The sequence below is a fragment of the Bacillus sp. GS3m_15504 genome, assembly GCF_055825275.1.
Genome location: NZ_JBVVNL010000001.1, coordinates 681,252 through 697,237 on the forward strand (window position 1 = coordinate 681,252; position 15,986 = coordinate 697,237).

The window sequence follows — 15,986 nt, forward strand, 5'->3', positions numbered from 1 at the left end:
TAGTGAAAGAAATACAAAAACACAGTACTGGTTGGTAGTCCAGACGCATGATTTCATGTCAGTAACCTTCCCCCTCCGGGATGTCCCGTATTTCTAATTTTTTAAAGGAGGGGCTGTCAATGGATTTGACAGTATATCACGATGGTCAATTTTTTGTAGGAATTATTACATGTAAAGAAAAAGGGAAGTTGTATGGAGCAAGGTATATCTTTGGAACGGAACCTTCAGATGAAGAAGTACTTATCTTTGTGAACGGTTCAATGTTAGCGTATTTTCAGCATTTTGCAAAATGTGGCGTGGAAGTGCAAGAAAAACAGCGTCCAAAAAATATAAAGCGGATCATACGACAAGCAGCAAAAGAAGTAAATGTAAACCGCTTTACTAAGGCGCAAGAGGCAATTAGCTTATCTTATGAACTGCATAAACAAGAAAAGAAAGTGCAATCTAAGGAGAAGCGAGAGGCTGAAAAACAAAGAAGACGTTTAATCAAAGTACAAAAAGCAAAGCAAAAACATCGTGGTCATTAAGAAAAGGTGTTAGAGCAGGGCTCTAACACCTTTTCTATGCTCAAATACAAGTAAACTTACTTGTATTTCATAAACATTAACTGGTAAGATACAAATAGGTAGTTTTAGAGGAGGGAAAAGATTGATTAATTTTAACTTTTTTATGAATGATGTTGTCCGCCAAGCGCGTGAAGAGATTGTTTCTGCTGGATATACAGAATTAACGACGCCAGAAGCAGTAGACGAAGCGTTTAAAAGAAATGGAACAACACTTGTAATGGTAAACTCTGTATGTGGTTGTGCAGGTGGTATTGCTCGTCCTGCTGCTGCACATTCTGTACATTATGATAAACGTCCTAACCATCTTGTAACGGTGTTTGCAGGTCAAGATAAAGAAGCAACAGCAAGAGCTCGTGAATATTTCGAAGGGTATCCACCTTCTTCTCCATCATTTGCTTTATTAAAAGATGGAAAAATTGTAACGATGGTAGAACGTCATGAAATTGAAGGTCATGAACCGATGCAAGTTATTGCAAAACTACAATCGTATTTCGAAGAGAATTGCGAAGAACTATAAAAAATTGAAAAGGCGCTACGCTCACAATTAAGTGGGTGTAGCGCCTTTTTTATTTGTTATTCAAAATGATAGGATATACAGTAGTTGGTTGTTTTATGCATCATTTTATGCATTATTAACAGTGATTTTAATGATTTTTTATTTATTTTTATTTTATATATTGCATAAAAATAAAAGTGCTGATACAATACAAACATCGAATAAATATTCTATTAAACTTTTAAATATACATCATTAGGGGGAAGAAATATGAAGAAGTTATTATCAATATCGTTTGTACTTATTTTAATTGTAAGTATGTTCAGTGCTTGTAGTAACGGGGAAGAAAAGGCTACTGGAAAAAATAAAAAAGTACTCGTTATGGGGACTTCAGCAGATTATAAACCGTATGAATACGTAGAAGCTTCAAAAAGTGATGAAATTATCGGCTTTGATGTTGATGTTGCTAAATATATCGGAAAAGAACTTGGTTATGAAGTGAAAGTGAAAGATATGGATTTTGGTGGTTTATTAGCATCTCTTAGCTCAGGAAAAGTTGATTTCGTAATGGCAGGTATGACGCCAACTGCAGAGCGTAAAAATAATGTTGATTTCACAGATATTTATTTTGTTGCAAAAAACATGGTTGTTTCTAAAAAGGACTCTAACATTAAATCTGTAGAGGATTTAAAAGGGAAAAAAGTAGGAGTACAAACAGGATCTATTCAAGAAGAGAAAGCAGCAGAATTTAAAAAACAAGTAGATTTCAAAGTTGAGGGACGTGACCGTATACCAGAAATCGTACAAGAAATTAAAGCTGGTCGTTTTGATGCTGCAATTATAGAAGACACAGTTGCTAAAAATTATTTAGAGAAAATGAAAGATTTACAAGGAATTGAAATTAAAGAAGCTCCAGAAGAAGTTGGAGCAGCAATTGCCCTTCCGAAAAACAGTGATAAAACAGCTGAATTTAATAAAGTAATTAAAAAAATGCAAGAAAATGGAGAAATGGATAAATTAGTGAAGAAATGGTTTGGCAGCGAAAAATAAGCTGCCTTTCACTTTTCTGTGAGGGGAATGAAAAGAATGAACTTAGATTTTTCGGCGATTACGCCTTCGATACCGTATATATTAAAAGGTCTAGAAGTTACTTTGAAAATTGTAGCAGTATCAGCTTTAGCAGGGTTTATTTTAGGAACGCTATTAGCACTTTGCAAAATTGCTAGAATACGAGCATTAAATATAGCGGCAGACCTTTATACATCAATTTTCCGTGGTACACCACTTGTATTGCAATTAATGATTATTTATTTCGGTGTCCCGCAAATAATTGGTTATGAAATACCGGCATTTTTAGCAGCTGTACTTGCATTTAGCTTAAATTCAGGTGCATATATGTCAGAAGTAATCCGTGCTGGCATTCAAGCGGTTGATAAAGGACAAACAGAAGCAGCGATGGCTTTAGGAATTCCATACGGAAAAATGATGCGAAATATCATTTTTCCTCAAGCTTTAAAAAATATATTACCGGCACTTGTGAACGAGTTTGCGACACTTACGAAAGAATCGGCTGTAGTAACAGTAATAGGCGCGACGGATTTAATGCGCCGTGCTTACATCGTAGGCGGGGAGACTTTTAAATACCTTGAACCATTACTTTTTGTTGGACTCATTTATTATATGCTAGTCATTATTCTTACATTAGTCGGGAAAGCAATTGAAGGGAGAATGAAGAAAAGTGATTAAAATTGAAAACCTTCATAAATCATTTGGAAAAAACGATGTATTAAAAGGAATTACAACAACGATTGAAAAAGGGGAAGTAGTAGCAATTATTGGACCGTCTGGATCAGGGAAATCAACATTTTTACGTTGTATGAATGTGTTAGAAGCACCGACAAATGGTCACATTTGGATTGGAACGGAAGAAGTAACGAATCCGAAAACGAATATTATGCACGTTCGTGAAAATGTCGGAATGGTATTTCAGCATTTTCACCTATTTCCTCATATGACTGTATTAGAAAATATTACGTATGCTCCTATCAATGTAAAAGGAGTAACGAAACAAGAAGCTGAAAAGAAAGCCGAAAAACTGTTAGAAAAGGTCGGCTTATTAGATAAAAAAGATACGTATCCGAATCGTCTTTCAGGAGGACAAAAGCAACGTGTAGCAATTGCAAGAGCGTTAGCAATGGAACCAGAAGTAATGTTATTTGATGAACCGACATCTGCACTAGATCCAGAGATGGTAAAAGAAGTGTTAGAAGTTATGAAATCATTAGTTACGACAGGAATGACAATGGCGATTGTTACACATGAAATGGGATTTGCAAAAGAAGTAGCAGATCGTGTTCTCTTTTTAGATGGTGGAAAGCTTGTAGAAGATAGTGCGCCAGCAGAATTTTTTGCAGCACCGAAAAGTGAGCGTGCGCAACAATTTTTACAAAAAATATTGTAATATGTAAAGGTTACGTGAATAATAAGTAGAAAAGGATGACATTGTGTCATCCTTTTTTTATACTAACTGTAAATACGTTTATACATATAGGAGCAATGATATGTTCAAAATTGGATACCGTACAGTAAAAACAGCAATAGGGACAGGCGCAGCCGTTTTTATTGCCCAGTTATTAGGGTTAGAATTTTATAGTTCAGCGGGTATTTTAGTTATATTATGTGTACAAAATACGAAACGTAAATCACTTCAAGTATCATTACATCGTTTTTTAGCTTGTGTATTATCAATGGTGTTCGCGTTTTGTATTTTTGAAACAATTGGATATACACCACTAGCAATTAGCGTACTATTACTTACATTTATTCCGACTGCAGTTATGCTCAAAATTCAAGAAGGTATTGTCACGAGTTCAGTTATTGTGATGCACCTATATTCATTGAAACAAATTACATGGCTTATTGTTGGGAATGAAATTGCTATATTAACGATAGGGATTAGCGTGGCTCTATTAGTAAATATGTATATGCCAAGTAGTGAAAATAAGCTAAAAGAGTATCAAGAGAAAATAGAAAATAATTTTAAAACGATTTTGTTTGAAATGGTTGTGTATTTACGAAACCGAGAAAGTAGTTGGAGCGGGGCAGAACTTATTGAAACTGAACAGATGCTAAATGAAGCTAGAGATTTATCGTTTAAGAAACTTGAGAATGCATTTATGCGAGAAGATGACTATTACTATCGCTATTTCAATATGCGCATGCAACAATTCGAAATTTTAGAGCGAATGATTCCGTTAGCAGCTTCTTTATCGTGGACATATGAACAAGCTGATATGATTGCGGATGTGGTTGAAAACATTGGAAATGCTATTAGCCCTCAGAGTACCGGAGTTATTTCTTTAAGACAGCTTCAAGAAATGAGAGAATTATTTAGAGATATGCCATTGCCGGCTACACGTGAAGAATTTGAAATACGTGCGAAACTTGTTCAACTTGTGTATGAAATGGAGCAATATTTACTCATTAAAAGTCGTTTTAAGGGAAAGGATAATATAAAAGAACTTATATAGAAGGTAGGAATTGTTTATGCCGTATCTTCTCTCTTTCATATTATGTCTTTCTTTATCGCCTATTTGGCCTCTTGGTGAGAATCCGCGTGCCGGTGATCCTTTCATTATTGTAAATAAAGCGACGAATAAACTAGCTTATATTGACGATGGAAAGATTCAAAAGGTTTTTCCAGTCGCGACAGGGAAAACAAATGAATTAACCCCAGAGGGAACTTTTGATATTGTAATGAAAGCAAAGGACCCATATTATATTGCGAAGAATATTCCTGGGGGATCACCGAAAAATCCACTTGGATCTAGGTGGATGGGGTTTAATGCAAGAGGAACGGATGGAAGTAAATATGGAATACATGGAACGAACCAACCGAGTTCAATTGGAAAGTATATTTCACAAGGATGTATAAGAATGAAGAAAAACGATGTGGAGTATTTATTTGATCGCATTCCAATTGGAACGAAAGTATGGATTGTAAAATCGAAAAAATCATTTCAGCAATTGGCAAAAGAAAAAGGAGCCGTTGCATATGAAAAAGCCAACGAAAAGGTTGGCTTTTTCATATGGAATAAGTTGTCTTGACATGTGTACATAACCATGCGTTAATGAGAGTATAGAAAGATAAAATTAGATAAAGGGGTTGCTCATATGTACTTGAATCCAAAGCTTTCGTATATGCAGTTTTTTATGGGATTTCTATTTATTATTACATTCATATTGGCAACTTTTAATATATGTTCGTATCTTGTAGCAATTGTATGTATGGCATTACTCAATCTTACTTTTGTTATTGGAGCATTCCAGCAGAAACAATATACAAGTTTTGTAATAGCACTTGTAATGTCATTTTCTTTTAGTATTGTAGCGATTGTGCTTTACATAAAATAAACCATCTCGATTTCGAGATGGTTTATTTTATTATGTGTAAAAAGTAAAAAAAGGACGAATACATCGTCCTTTTTACCAAAACATACTTGCGCCAGCAAGTAATGTTGTTACAAGCATAGAAATTAGCATTACATAAATCATAACTTTTTGAGCTTTTTTATGCATCGTTAAACCTCCTTGCAAATCAGTACAATATCCATTGTAACGAGAAATGATATTGTGGACAAGGGGAGAGAAATGACAAAATTCGAGAAGTATGTGTAAAGTATAACAGGAAATTTGTATGTACGTAGAGAATATATTAGAAGGATAGATTGTAAGTTTTTTTTATGCAAGCTGAAGAATGGAGATACGATGATGAAAATATATGAAACAGATCGTTTACATTTAAGGGAAATTGATGAGTCGTATGCTGAAAAAGTTCTTCAATACTACGACAGAAATCGTGAATTTTTAAAAGCTTGGGAAGAGTATAGACCAGAGGATTTTTTTACGTTAGATTATCAAAAGAAAAAGTTACAAAAGGATAGAAAAGAGTTCGCAGAAGGTAAAATCATTAGATTATGGATTTTTAAAAAGGGTGATGATACGAAAATAATTGGATGTATTTCCTTTAATTTAATCGTTCGCGGAATTTACCAATCTTGTGTACTCAGTTATAAATTAGATAAGGAAGAGTTAAACAAAGGTTATACGACAGAAGCGCTTAGAAAAGCTATTCAAGTTGCTTTTGAGGAATTTCAATTACATCGTATAGAAGCACCGATTATGCCACGAAATTTAGCATCTATACAAGTAGTGACGAAGATAGGTTTTCAGTATGAGGGCGTGTCTAGGAAAATGTTAATGGTTAATGGAGTGTGGGAAGATCATATGCGCTGGGTATTGTTGAATGAGTAATAGAAAGCAGATGGTTATCTAGACATATAAACCGTCTGTTTTTTGTCTTGTATTTCGAAACTTTTGCGAAATTCTGTTATAATTAATAGTGTTACATACATAATGGTAGTGCAGGAGGCGCAGTCTTATGATTAATCAAGAACGTTTAGTAAATGAATTCATGGAATTAGTACAAGTAGATTCTGAAACGAAATTTGAAGCAGAAATTTGCAAAGTATTAACAAAGAAATTTACAGATTTAGGTGTAGAAGTATTTGAAGATGACACAATGGCTGTTACTGGGCATGGTGCAGGTAACTTAATTTGTACATTACCAGCAACAAAAGATGGTGTTGATACAATTTACTTTACTTCTCATATGGATACAGTAGTTCCTGGTAATGGAATTAAGCCTTCTATTAAAGATGGATATATCGTATCAGATGGTACTACGATTTTAGGTGCGGATGATAAAGCGGGATTAGCATCAATGTTTGAAGCAATCCGTGTTTTAAAAGAGAAAAATATCCCTCACGGCACAATTGAATTTATTATTACAGTTGGAGAAGAATCTGGTCTTGTTGGTGCAAAAGCATTAGATCGTGAGCGCATTACAGCGAAATATGGTTACGCGTTAGATAGCGATGGGAAAGTTGGCGAAATCGTTGTTGCAGCTCCAACACAAGCGAAAGTGAACGCGATTATTCGCGGGAAAACAGCTCATGCAGGTGTAGCACCGGAAAAAGGCGTATCTGCAATTACAATCGCAGCGAAAGCAATTGCGAAGATGCCACTTGGTCGTATTGATTCTGAAACAACTGCAAATATTGGACGTTTTGAAGGTGGTACACAAACGAATATCGTTTGCGATCATGTACAAATCTTTGCAGAAGCGCGTTCTTTAATCAATGAAAAAATGGAAGTACAAGTTGCGAAAATGAAAGAAGCATTTGAAACAACTGCAAAAGAAATGGGCGGCCAAGCAGATGTTGAAGTAAAGGTTATGTACCCAGGATTTAAATTTGCTGATGGGGATCACGTTGTAGAAGTTGCAAAACGCGCAGCTGAAAAAATTGGTCGTACACCTTCTCTTCACCAAAGTGGTGGCGGAAGTGATGCAAACGTAATTGCTGGACACGGAATTCCAACAGTTAACTTAGCAGTTGGTTATGAAGAAATTCATACAACAAACGAAAAGATTCCTGTTGAAGAATTAGCGAAAACAGCAGAATTAGTTGTTGCAATCATAGAGGAAGTAGCGAAATAATATAACAAAAAAGCGTGTAAATCAATTGTGATTTACACGCTTTTTACTTTGATTCGATTGCTTTTACAAGGCGGATAAGCCAATACAAGAAAATCCATGGCAGTATGTAAGTTGTTACTACATGGACTAGACGAGGAAAGAAACCAGCTATGTTTATATCAAATATAGGAAGAAGTAAATAATTGATTGCGACGATTAGTATAATTACGAGAAACGTATAATTGAGTTTATCAGTTGGTTTCATAATAATCACCCCTAATTACAAAAATATCCACTTCATTTAAATTATAGCAATAAATATGATGGAAAAGAACAAGTAATAATTATAATTATTGTGCAAAATTTGCTATAATAAAAGAACGAACGTTCTGATTAGGGGGTGAGTACTATGCGAGAAATGTATCCAAAAAAAGGTCGTGTTATTTTACATGTAGATATGAATTGTTTTTTCGCATCTGTTGAAATTGCTCATGACTCATCATTACAAGGGAAGCCGTTAGCGGTTGCTGGAAATGAAAAAGAAAGAAAAGGAATTATCATAACATGTAGTTATGAGGCGAGAGAATATGGAATACGTACAACGATGCCACTTTGGGAAGCGAAAAGGTTATGTCCGCAATTAATTGTAAGGCGCCCTAATTTTACATTATATCGCGAAGCTTCATTTCAAATGTTTCAAATTCTTTCCCGTTTTACGGAAAAAATACAACCAGTCTCTATAGATGAGGGGTATTTAGATATTACAGACTGTTACGCACTTGGTTCACCTCTTGAAATAGCAAAGATGATTCAGCAGGCGTTATTAACAGAATTGCAGCTTCCGTGTAGCATCGGGATTGCTCCGAACCTTTTCCTAGCAAAAACAGCTTCTGATATGAAAAAGCCTCTCGGTATTACCGTGCTCCGAAAACGAGATATTCCAGAAATGATTTGGCCACTTCCGGTTGGAGCGATGCATGGAATTGGAGAAAAAACAGCTGAGAAATTGAATGATATTCATATACAAACCATTGAGCAGTTAGCAAAAGGAAACGAACATATCATTCGCGCTAAAATTGGAAAGCATGGTGTTGATTTACAAAGGCGGGCAAAAGGTATGGATGATAGGGAAGTTGATCCGAGTCAAATGGGTCAACATAAAAGTGTTGGTAACTCGATGACTTTTTCAAAGGATATGGATGAAGAGAAAGAATTACTTGATATGTTACAAAGGCTATCAAAATCAGTGAGTAAAAGATTACAAAAGCGAACTCTTGTCAGCTATAATATTCAAATTATGATTAAATATCATGATAGGCGGACAGTAACGAGGAGTAAGCAATTGAAAAATGCCATTTGGGAAGAACGAGATATTTTTCAAGCAGCCTCTCGTTTATGGAAGCAACATTGGGACGGTGATTCCGTTCGTTTATTAGGTGTTACAGCTACTGAAATAGAGTGGAAGACTGAATCGGTGAAACAATTAGATTTGTTTTCATTTGAAGAAGATGCGAAAGAAGAGCCGCTACTTGCTGTCATTGATCAAATTAATGATAAGTATGGAATGCCGCTTTTACAACGAGGTAGTCAATTATTACGTAAGCAAGAAAAGTCTTTTCAGCAAAAATTAGAAAGTAAGTTTATGTAGAAGGTGTCATGAAGCTGTACATATCATGACACTTTTTATTTTTATAAAAAACAAATTGTCGTTTTTGCACTACAAGCAAAACAATTATGTAATAACTCAAGTAAAAAGATAATTTTAGATGAATTTGATTTAAGTATGTATACAAATTTTTTGACGGAATATGCCGATTTGCTAAATAAGTATAAATAAAAAGCACTGTAACCAGTGCTTTTTACGATAGATTAAGAGATTGTATGATTTTCAAAAATAACAATCTCTGAGTTATTTGCTGTTGAAACGCGTTGTGCGTAATATGTGAAAGCTGAAGAAATATATGTTGGTAACGAATCATTTGTATGTGTTGTTGTATATTCATGGATTAATTCTTTCAAAGTCGTCCATTCTAATTGTGCTGGGTGATCAGACACGAAAGAACTTACCCAGCGATCAAATGAAGATGAAAAATCAGTTTGTAAACGAAATGCTTCTTTCATAATAAAACGCTCCCTTAAAATGTAGTATAATCATTTTAACATAAAACACGAACGATTGCTAAGTTTTTTAAGTATAACGTTCGTGATATATAGTTGTCTAGATGATTGGTTATGTAAATTCGATTTGCCATTTGAAATAACATTCCGTAAGATGAAAGATAGATTATATAAAGAGCTGGAGGAAAGAAAGTGGAATTTGTATTTTTAGGAACTGGTGCAGGTGTTCCTTCAAAAGGAAGGAATGTTTCGGCAATTGCTTTGCAATTGTTAGAAGAACGAGGACAGACTTGGTTATTTGATTGTGGTGAGGCGACGCAACATCAAATATTACATACATCAGTACGTCCACGCCGCATTGAAAAAATATTTATTACGCATTTACATGGTGATCATATTTTTGGTTTGCCTGGTTTATTAGGAAGCCGTTCGTTCCAAGGAGGGACTACACCTTTAACAGTGTATGGACCAAAAGGAATTAAACAGTTTATTGAAGTTGCATTATCAGTAAGCACGACACATGTAAAATACCCGCTTGAAATTGTTGAGATAACAGAAGAAGGTACTGTGTTTGAAGATAATGAATTTCATGTGGAAACGAAAAGATTGTCACACGGTATTGAATGTTTTGGGTATCGTATTATAGAGAAAGATATACAAGGCGCCCTTTTAGTCGATAAATTGCTGGAGATCGGTGTGAAACCAGGCCCACTCTTTAAACGTTTAAAAGATGGAGAAGTGGTTGAATTGGAAAATGGTACGATATTAAACGGAAACGATTTTATCGGCCCACCTCAAAAGGGAAGAGTTATTACCATTTTAGGTGATACGAGATATTGTGAAGCGAGTAGAGAGCTAGCACAAGACGCTGACGTACTTGTTCATGAAGCAACTTTTGCGGCAGAAGATGAACAACAAGCATATGATTATTTTCATTCCACATCTAAGCAAGCTGCAAGTATTGCACTTCAGGCAAATGCAAAACGATTAATATTGACTCATATTAGTTCTCGTTATCAAGGAGATACATATAAGGAATTATTGAAAGAGGCAAGAGAGCTATTTTCTAATACAGAAATAGCTACAGATTTAAAATCATTTCCAGTGGACAGATAATAATGTTGTGAAAAAATGGTGACGAAAGGTTGCCATTTTTTTATTTCTAAAAAAAATAAAAATAAAACTGTTATCATTTTATGCTTATATAGGATGAAACAGAAAATTTTAATGATGTAAAGATATAAGATAAAACTACATAGTATCGAGTATTTAGAAAAACTGTTATATAAGTCAGACGACATACGAGTAGTACAAATAGCAAAAACGGATTGTTATTCAGAACTTTTAAAATTCATTAAAAGTAAGCGTTTTATTAAAAACAAGCTATAATGAGGACAGATTATAATTTACTGTAGGCTACATGTGTTTGAGACGTTTATCATAACAAGTGAAGTTGAATAAATTATGAGAGAGCAATATGGAAATTATAATAGGAAGGACATTACTATTATTCGTATGAAGTCTTTTTCACTTTTTAGCTTTAAGGCATCAAAAGGTATGAAAGCAATGGGCGTTTCACTTGTTTGTGCTATGCTTGTAAGGGGTTCTGTGTTAAACTTTGGATTGCTACAAGACTTTACTGTAGATTATCTTATATTATGTGTAAATGAAGGTAATGCTAAGTTTCTTATTTCATATGATAACTGGTATTATTTCAGGATATATCGCTTCACTGTTATTCAAAAACGATCCAATTCGTACCGCGGGACAAATTCGTAGTACAACTGGAAAAGCAACCAATCCGGTAGCTTAATAGAATAGTAAAAAATTTTTTCATAGAGGTTTAGGGGGAGTTATAATGAAGTATCGCTCAGTATTTGATATTATTGGTCCAGTTATGATTGGTCCATCAAGTTCACATACAGCAGGTGCAGCAAGAATGGGGCAAGTTGCTCGCCAGCTGTTTCGTCATGAACCAGAAAGAGTAAGCATTTCATTATATGGATCATTTGCAAAGACGTATCGTGGGCATGGTACAGATGTAGCGCTAATAGGTGGGATATTAGGATTTGAAACAGATGACTTACGTATTCCAGAGGCGCTAGAGATAGCAAAAGAGCGCGAAATTGAAGTGGAATTCATTGAAGAAGATGCAAATGCACCTCACCCAAATACAGCGAGAATTCGTTTGTATAAAGGTGAAGAAGAAATTGAAGTTGTTGCTTGCTCAATTGGTGGCGGTAAAATTGAAGTTGTAGAATTAAACGGATTCGATCTTCAATTATCAGGCACGAGTCCAGCACTACTTATTGTAAATAACGATCGCTTCGGTGCTATTGCAGCAGTAGCCTCAATCCTTGCGAAACACGAGATTAACATTAGTACAATGAGTGTTTCTCGTAAAGAAAAAGGAAGAAGAGCACTAATGGTCATCGAAACAGATGAAATATTAGCAGATGAAGTAATTGAAGAAATAAAAGCGCAACAAAATATTTGTCAAGTAACTATTATGGAATAATTGCAGGGGGGACACACCATGTTTCGGAACGCAGCGGAACTAGTGGCGCAAGCTAAAGAACAAAATGTAAAAATCGCAGAAATTATGATTCAATGTGAAATGGAAACAAGAAGTATTTCACGTGAAGAAGTAATCGCTGGTATGGAAAAGAACTTAGTCGTGATGGAGCAAGCAGTAGAACGTGGTATTCGCGGTGTGAAATCACCAACTGGTTTAACTGGCGGAGATGCTGTAAAAGTTCAGGCGTATATGAAGAGCGGAAAAGGCTTATCTGGAGATACGATTTTGGACGCGGTGAGTAAAGCTGTTGCAACAAATGAAGTAAACGCAGCGATGGGAATTATTTGTGCAACACCAACAGCAGGGTCTGCTGGAACAGTGCCAGGTGTACTATTTGCACTAAGAGAAAAGTTGCAGCCTACACGTGAAGAAATGATTGAATTTTTATTTACAGCAGGAGCTTTTGGTATGGTTGTTGCGAATAATGCTTGTATTTCTGGTGCAGCGGGAGGATGCCAAGCTGAAGTTGGTTCAGCAAGTGGAATGGCGGCCGCGGCTGCAGTTGAAATGGCTGGTGGAACACAAGACCAAGCAGCTACAGCGATGGCAATTTCATTAAAGAACATGCTTGGTTTAGTATGCGATCCGGTGGCAGGACTTGTAGAAGTACCTTGCGTAAAACGTAATGCAGCAGGAGCTGCAAATGCGATGATTTCAGCTGATTTAGCATTAGCTGGTGTAACGAGTACCATTCCATGTGATGAAGTAATTGAGGCAATGTTTAGAATCGGACAAACGATGCCAGTAGCACTTCGTGAAACAGCAGAAGGTGGACTTGCAGCAACACCGACTGGTCGTCGTCTGCAAGAAGAGATTTTTGGGAAGACGAATAACTAAAAATATATGTTTATAAGAAATGGAGCTCAAGTAAGATTGAGCTCCATTTCTTATTTTTCTTTTGTTAGTTGTTCTAATGTTTTCCCGAGGTTATGCGATCGTTGCGCTGCTTGTGTAATACAAGAAATAAGTGCTTGTTGAAATTTATGTTCTTGTAATACTTCAATGCCCGCTTCGGTCGTTCCACCAGGAGAAGTAATTTCCTTTCGCAAAATAGAAGGGTGTTTTTCACTTGCTTTTAGCATTTCAGCAGCACCAATCATCGTCTGAAGAATAAGTGACTTTGCAACATCTTCTTTTAAACCGATTTTTTTTGCGGCTGCTTCCATCGCTTCTACTACGTAATAAATATAAGCAGGCCCACTTCCAGATAATGCAGTGACAGCATGCATATCTTCTTCCTCTACAACAGAGACGAGGCCGATCGTTTTAAATAAAGCTATGGCAGTCTGAATATGTTCCGCTGTTGCATGCTTTGAAGGTGAGATAGCAGTAGCTGATTTTAAAATAGCTGCAGATGTATTTGGCATTGCTCGAATAATCGGAACGTCTTTTTGAAGTAAGTTTTTAATCGAGTGAGTAGAAACACCCGCTAATAACGAAATAATAAGTACGTTATGATGTATATATTCTTTAAAAGGGATAAGCGCTTCTGCAATATCCTTAGGTTTCATAGCTAGAAAAAGAATATTTGTATCAGTAAGTAGTTCTTTTTTATTATGCGTACCTTTGACTCCATATTTTTGATGTAGCTCCTGTAACCTTGTCTCGTTAGAACGATTACTTACGGTAATTTGTTCGCCTTTCACAACATTTGCATGTAACAAGCCACCAATAATAGCTTCAGCAATAGAGCCTGCACCGAGAAAGGAAATGTTTTGAATAGACATGATGTTCCTCCTTTAAATTTGGTAGAAATTCTTATAAATGTACATACATTCGTTTTTTAATAGGAAACACCTCTTTTTATCTGAAAATAATGACAAATATATGTATAAGTTGTAAACTGAAGAAGTATTCATTTTTGAACCGGAAAGAGACAGGGGGGCTAAGCATGACGGCGATTCACCGAATGGAGATTCCTGTGCCATTTGCAGTTGAAACTGTAAATGTGTTTTTAGTTGAGGGGGAGACATTAACATTAATTGATACAGGGACGAATACAGAAGAGGCGAGAAATGCGTTAGAAAGTCAATTAGGTGCATTAGGATATACGATAGAAGATATTAAAACAGTAGTCATTACGCATCATCATGCGGATCATTGTGGGCTTTTAAATATATTTTCTGAGAAAACGAACATTATTGGACACCCTTGGAATGAGCCTTGGATTACGCAAAATCCAGAATTTTTAAAGCGGTATCATGAGTTTTTTAGAGAGACAGCTTTGCAATTTGGTGTTCCAGCAGCATTTTTGAAAGATGAGGCGTTATTAACGACAAGAACACTGAAATATTCTTGTAATAGATCGTTAACGCATACTGTGAGAGAGGGAGATCGTATTGATTCCTTACCTGGGTTTACAGTAATTGAAACACCAGGTCATGCTTCCACTCATATTTCATTATATAGAGAATCTGATGGAATATTAATTGGCGGGGATGCTCTCATTAGTCATATTTCTTCGAATCCAATATTAGAACCACCATATGAAGGACAAACAGAAAGGGCACGCCCATTATTACAATACAATCAAACGTTAAAGCGTTTAAGTGAAATGAATATTTCGCGCATTTTATCAGGACATGGAGAAGATGTTCTCCATGTGAAGCAACTTATTGAAACGAGATTACAAAAGCAAGAAACACGTGCATTTAAAGTGCTTGAGTTATTAAAGGAAAAACCAATGACAGCATTTGAAGTATGTGTAAAACTATTTCCGGTATTATATAAGGAACAATTGCCACTTACTATTTCAGAAACGGTTGGACAATTAGACTTTTTAGCATATAATCAACAAGTGATGATTGATGAATCTTCGCAACAATTGATTTATTATGCAAAGTAGGTGACAGCAATGACGGGACGTTTACAAAATAAAGTAATCGTCATTACGGGTGCTTCTAGTGGAATTGGAGAGCAAGTTGCAATGCAAGTTGCAGAGCAAGGGGCGACTCCAGTATTAATAGCTAGAACAGAAGAGAAATTAAAAGCGCTAGCAGACAAAATTAAAGAAACTTATAATACGCCTTGCTATTATTATGTATTAGATGTAAGTGAAGAGACGGAAGTACAATCTGTTTTTTCAAAGGTATTACAAGAAGTGGGACGTATTGATATATTAGTAAACAATGCGGGATTTGGTATTTTTAAAACGTTTGAAGATGCGTCAATGGATGAAGTGAAAGATATGTTCCAAGTAAATGTATTTGGATTAGTAGCTTGTACGAAAGCAGTTCTACCTTATATGGTGAAAAGAAACGAAGGGCATATTATTAATATTGCTTCACTTGCTGGGAAAATTGCAACGCCGAAATCAAGTGCGTATGCAGCGACGAAACATGCAGTATTAGGATTTACCAATAGTTTACGCATGGAGTTGTCTAGTACGAATGTTTTCGTAACAGCAATTAATCCAGGTCCGATAGATACGAACTTTTTTGAAATAGCTGATCAATCCGGTACATATGTAAAAAATATGGGACGATACATGTTGAAACCAACATATGTAGCAGGACAAATTGTAAAATCGATGCAAACGAAAAAGCGTGAAGTAAACTTACCGAAATGGATGGGCATAGGTCCGAAACTGTATGCTTTATTCCCAGGTTTATTTGAGCGTGTTGCAGGTAAATCATTAAGTAAGAAATAGGAGGTTTCCATATGGAAACCTCCTATTTTTTTATCCCGCTT

21 protein-coding genes and 1 pseudogene are annotated in these 15,986 nt (G+C 35.7%); 18 read left to right on the plus strand and 4 right to left on the minus strand.

The features are described 5' to 3' along the window. Positions 1-119: 119 nt before the first annotated feature. The 8 genes from AC0L0O_RS03770 (at position 120) to AC0L0O_RS03805 (ending at position 5,475) form a co-directional block, all read left to right on the plus strand. Positions 120-527, plus strand: coding sequence for a YjdF family protein (locus tag AC0L0O_RS03770; RefSeq protein WP_000366596.1), 408 nt, complete (start codon positions 120-122; stop codon positions 525-527). A gap of 142 nt (positions 528-669) precedes the next feature. Continuing rightward, positions 670-1,083 carry a BrxA/BrxB family bacilliredoxin gene (locus AC0L0O_RS03775; RefSeq protein ID WP_001998211.1) on the plus strand — a complete coding sequence of 138 codons (414 nt, stop codon included), beginning with the start codon at positions 670-672 and terminating at the stop codon, positions 1,081-1,083. Positions 1,084-1,332: 249 nt separating this feature from the next. Further along, positions 1,333-2,112 (plus strand): transporter substrate-binding domain-containing protein, encoded by a 780-nt coding sequence (locus AC0L0O_RS03780; protein WP_000735482.1) that lies wholly within the window; start codon positions 1,333-1,335, stop codon positions 2,110-2,112. A 36-nt stretch (positions 2,113-2,148) separates the two neighbouring features. Next, on the plus strand, positions 2,149-2,808 hold the full coding sequence (locus tag AC0L0O_RS03785; RefSeq protein ID WP_001046917.1) for an amino acid ABC transporter permease: 660 nt from the start codon (positions 2,149-2,151) through the stop codon (positions 2,806-2,808). Further along, positions 2,801-3,523, plus strand: a complete 723-nt coding sequence (locus AC0L0O_RS03790; protein WP_000590197.1) for an amino acid ABC transporter ATP-binding protein — start codon at positions 2,801-2,803, stop codon at positions 3,521-3,523. The genes AC0L0O_RS03785 and AC0L0O_RS03790 overlap by 8 nt, the downstream gene beginning before the upstream one ends. A 100-nt stretch (positions 3,524-3,623) precedes the next feature. Further along, a complete protein-coding gene (locus AC0L0O_RS03795; RefSeq protein ID WP_000472686.1) occupies positions 3,624-4,592 on the plus strand; it encodes an aromatic acid exporter family protein in 969 nt (322 codons plus the stop codon). 16 nt (positions 4,593-4,608) lie between these two features. Beyond that, on the plus strand, positions 4,609-5,169 hold the full coding sequence (locus tag AC0L0O_RS03800) for a L,D-transpeptidase (protein WP_001146553.1): 561 nt from the start codon (positions 4,609-4,611) through the stop codon (positions 5,167-5,169). Positions 5,170-5,235: 66 nt separating this feature from the next. After that, entirely contained in the window at positions 5,236-5,475 is a 240-nt protein-coding gene (locus AC0L0O_RS03805) for a DUF3894 domain-containing protein (protein ID WP_000281165.1), read from the plus strand. 72 nt (positions 5,476-5,547) lie between these two features. On the opposite strand, the gene prli42 is transcribed toward AC0L0O_RS03805, so the two are convergent. Beyond that, the gene (gene prli42, locus AC0L0O_RS03810) at positions 5,548-5,640 is read right to left on the minus strand and encodes a stressosome-associated protein Prli42 (RefSeq protein WP_000549038.1); all 93 of its coding nucleotides are present in this window, start codon (positions 5,638-5,640) and stop codon (positions 5,548-5,550) included. A gap of 189 nt (positions 5,641-5,829) precedes the next feature. Between prli42 and AC0L0O_RS03815 the strand changes: the two genes are divergently transcribed. Beyond that, a complete protein-coding gene (locus AC0L0O_RS03815; protein WP_001995506.1) occupies positions 5,830-6,375 on the plus strand; it encodes a GNAT family N-acetyltransferase in 546 nt (181 codons plus the stop codon). 127 nt (positions 6,376-6,502) lie between these two features. Beyond that, a complete protein-coding gene (locus tag AC0L0O_RS03820) occupies positions 6,503-7,621 on the plus strand; it encodes a tripeptidase T (RefSeq protein WP_000609811.1) in 1,119 nt (372 codons plus the stop codon). Positions 7,622-7,664: 43 nt separating this feature from the next. Here the strand turns inward: AC0L0O_RS03820 and AC0L0O_RS03825 are convergent, their stop codons facing one another. Then, complete coding sequence (locus tag AC0L0O_RS03825) at positions 7,665-7,865, minus strand: hypothetical protein (RefSeq protein ID WP_000805066.1); 201 nt, start codon at positions 7,863-7,865, stop codon at positions 7,665-7,667. 144 nt (positions 7,866-8,009) lie between these two features. Between AC0L0O_RS03825 and AC0L0O_RS03830 the strand changes: the two genes are divergently transcribed. Then, on the plus strand, positions 8,010-9,248 hold the full coding sequence (locus AC0L0O_RS03830; protein ID WP_001208841.1) for a DNA polymerase IV: 1,239 nt from the start codon (positions 8,010-8,012) through the stop codon (positions 9,246-9,248). A 42-nt stretch (positions 9,249-9,290) separates the two neighbouring features. After that, positions 9,291-9,437 (plus strand): annotated as a pseudogene (locus AC0L0O_RS03835) (DNA polymerase IV); the annotation flags it as partial. Between the two features lie 32 nt (positions 9,438-9,469). Here the strand turns inward: AC0L0O_RS03835 and AC0L0O_RS03840 are convergent. Beyond that, complete coding sequence (locus AC0L0O_RS03840) at positions 9,470-9,721, minus strand: DUF3932 family protein (protein WP_000656490.1); 252 nt, start codon at positions 9,719-9,721, stop codon at positions 9,470-9,472. A gap of 189 nt (positions 9,722-9,910) precedes the next feature. Between AC0L0O_RS03840 and rnz the strand changes: the two genes are divergently transcribed. The 4 genes from rnz to sdaAA all read left to right on the plus strand — a co-directional run bounded on the left by rnz (position 9,911) and on the right by sdaAA (position 13,133). Further along, entirely contained in the window at positions 9,911-10,834 is a 924-nt protein-coding gene (rnz, locus tag AC0L0O_RS03845; protein ID WP_000397440.1) for a ribonuclease Z, read from the plus strand. Between the two features lie 559 nt (positions 10,835-11,393). After that, positions 11,394-11,531, plus strand: coding sequence for a hypothetical protein (locus AC0L0O_RS03850; RefSeq protein ID WP_000948153.1), 138 nt, complete (start codon positions 11,394-11,396; stop codon positions 11,529-11,531). A gap of 45 nt (positions 11,532-11,576) precedes the next feature. After that, on the plus strand, positions 11,577-12,236 hold the full coding sequence (sdaAB, locus tag AC0L0O_RS03855; protein ID WP_000877446.1) for an L-serine ammonia-lyase, iron-sulfur-dependent subunit beta: 660 nt from the start codon (positions 11,577-11,579) through the stop codon (positions 12,234-12,236). Positions 12,237-12,254: 18 nt separating this feature from the next. Further along, complete coding sequence (gene sdaAA, locus AC0L0O_RS03860; RefSeq protein WP_000489462.1) at positions 12,255-13,133, plus strand: L-serine ammonia-lyase, iron-sulfur-dependent, subunit alpha; 879 nt, start codon at positions 12,255-12,257, stop codon at positions 13,131-13,133. A 50-nt stretch (positions 13,134-13,183) separates the two neighbouring features. Here sdaAA and proI read toward each other — a convergent pair whose 3' ends face one another. Further along, positions 13,184-14,023, minus strand: coding sequence for a pyrroline-5-carboxylate reductase ProI (gene proI / locus AC0L0O_RS03865; RefSeq protein ID WP_000027272.1), 840 nt, complete (start codon positions 14,021-14,023; stop codon positions 13,184-13,186). Between the two features lie 164 nt (positions 14,024-14,187). On the opposite strand from proI, the gene AC0L0O_RS03870 reads away from it, so the two are divergent. Further along, a complete protein-coding gene (locus tag AC0L0O_RS03870) occupies positions 14,188-15,141 on the plus strand; it encodes an MBL fold metallo-hydrolase (protein ID WP_000125129.1) in 954 nt (317 codons plus the stop codon). 9 nt (positions 15,142-15,150) lie between these two features. Then, the gene (locus tag AC0L0O_RS03875; RefSeq protein WP_000147799.1) at positions 15,151-15,945 is read left to right on the plus strand and encodes an SDR family oxidoreductase; all 795 of its coding nucleotides are present in this window, start codon (positions 15,151-15,153) and stop codon (positions 15,943-15,945) included. The last annotated feature ends 41 nt before the right edge of the window (positions 15,946-15,986 follow it).

Excerpts from the sequence above, each read along its gene's own strand:
- AC0L0O_RS03850 (WP_000948153.1), top strand. The coding sequence starts at position 11,394 with ATGCTAAGTTTCTTATTTCATATGATAACTGGTATTATTTCAGGATAT.
- sdaAB (WP_000877446.1), top strand. The coding sequence starts at position 11,577 with ATGAAGTATCGCTCAGTATTTGATATTATTGGTCCAGTTATGATTGGT.
- AC0L0O_RS03830 (WP_001208841.1), top strand. The coding sequence starts at position 8,010 with ATGCGAGAAATGTATCCAAAAAAAGGTCGTGTTATTTTACATGTAGAT.
- AC0L0O_RS03785 (WP_001046917.1), top strand. The coding sequence starts at position 2,149 with ATGAACTTAGATTTTTCGGCGATTACGCCTTCGATACCGTATATATTA.
- AC0L0O_RS03875 (WP_000147799.1), top strand. The coding sequence starts at position 15,151 with ATGACGGGACGTTTACAAAATAAAGTAATCGTCATTACGGGTGCTTCT.
- AC0L0O_RS03825 (WP_000805066.1), bottom strand. The coding sequence starts at position 7,865 with ATGAAACCAACTGATAAACTCAATTATACGTTTCTCGTAATTATACTA.
- AC0L0O_RS03820 (WP_000609811.1), top strand. The coding sequence starts at position 6,503 with ATGATTAATCAAGAACGTTTAGTAAATGAATTCATGGAATTAGTACAA.
- AC0L0O_RS03805 (WP_000281165.1), top strand. The coding sequence starts at position 5,236 with ATGTACTTGAATCCAAAGCTTTCGTATATGCAGTTTTTTATGGGATTT.
- AC0L0O_RS03795 (WP_000472686.1), top strand. The coding sequence starts at position 3,624 with ATGTTCAAAATTGGATACCGTACAGTAAAAACAGCAATAGGGACAGGC.
- AC0L0O_RS03815 (WP_001995506.1), top strand. The coding sequence starts at position 5,830 with ATGATGAAAATATATGAAACAGATCGTTTACATTTAAGGGAAATTGAT.
- sdaAA (WP_000489462.1), top strand. The coding sequence starts at position 12,255 with ATGTTTCGGAACGCAGCGGAACTAGTGGCGCAAGCTAAAGAACAAAAT.
- AC0L0O_RS03775 (WP_001998211.1), top strand. The coding sequence starts at position 670 with ATGAATGATGTTGTCCGCCAAGCGCGTGAAGAGATTGTTTCTGCTGGA.
- proI (WP_000027272.1), bottom strand. The coding sequence starts at position 14,023 with ATGTCTATTCAAAACATTTCCTTTCTCGGTGCAGGCTCTATTGCTGAA.
- AC0L0O_RS03870 (WP_000125129.1), top strand. The coding sequence starts at position 14,188 with ATGACGGCGATTCACCGAATGGAGATTCCTGTGCCATTTGCAGTTGAA.
- AC0L0O_RS03780 (WP_000735482.1), top strand. The coding sequence starts at position 1,333 with ATGAAGAAGTTATTATCAATATCGTTTGTACTTATTTTAATTGTAAGT.
- AC0L0O_RS03770 (WP_000366596.1), top strand. The coding sequence starts at position 120 with ATGGATTTGACAGTATATCACGATGGTCAATTTTTTGTAGGAATTATT.
- prli42 (WP_000549038.1), bottom strand. The coding sequence starts at position 5,640 with ATGCATAAAAAAGCTCAAAAAGTTATGATTTATGTAATGCTAATTTCT.
- AC0L0O_RS03840 (WP_000656490.1), bottom strand. The coding sequence starts at position 9,721 with ATGAAAGAAGCATTTCGTTTACAAACTGATTTTTCATCTTCATTTGAT.
- AC0L0O_RS03800 (WP_001146553.1), top strand. The coding sequence starts at position 4,609 with ATGCCGTATCTTCTCTCTTTCATATTATGTCTTTCTTTATCGCCTATT.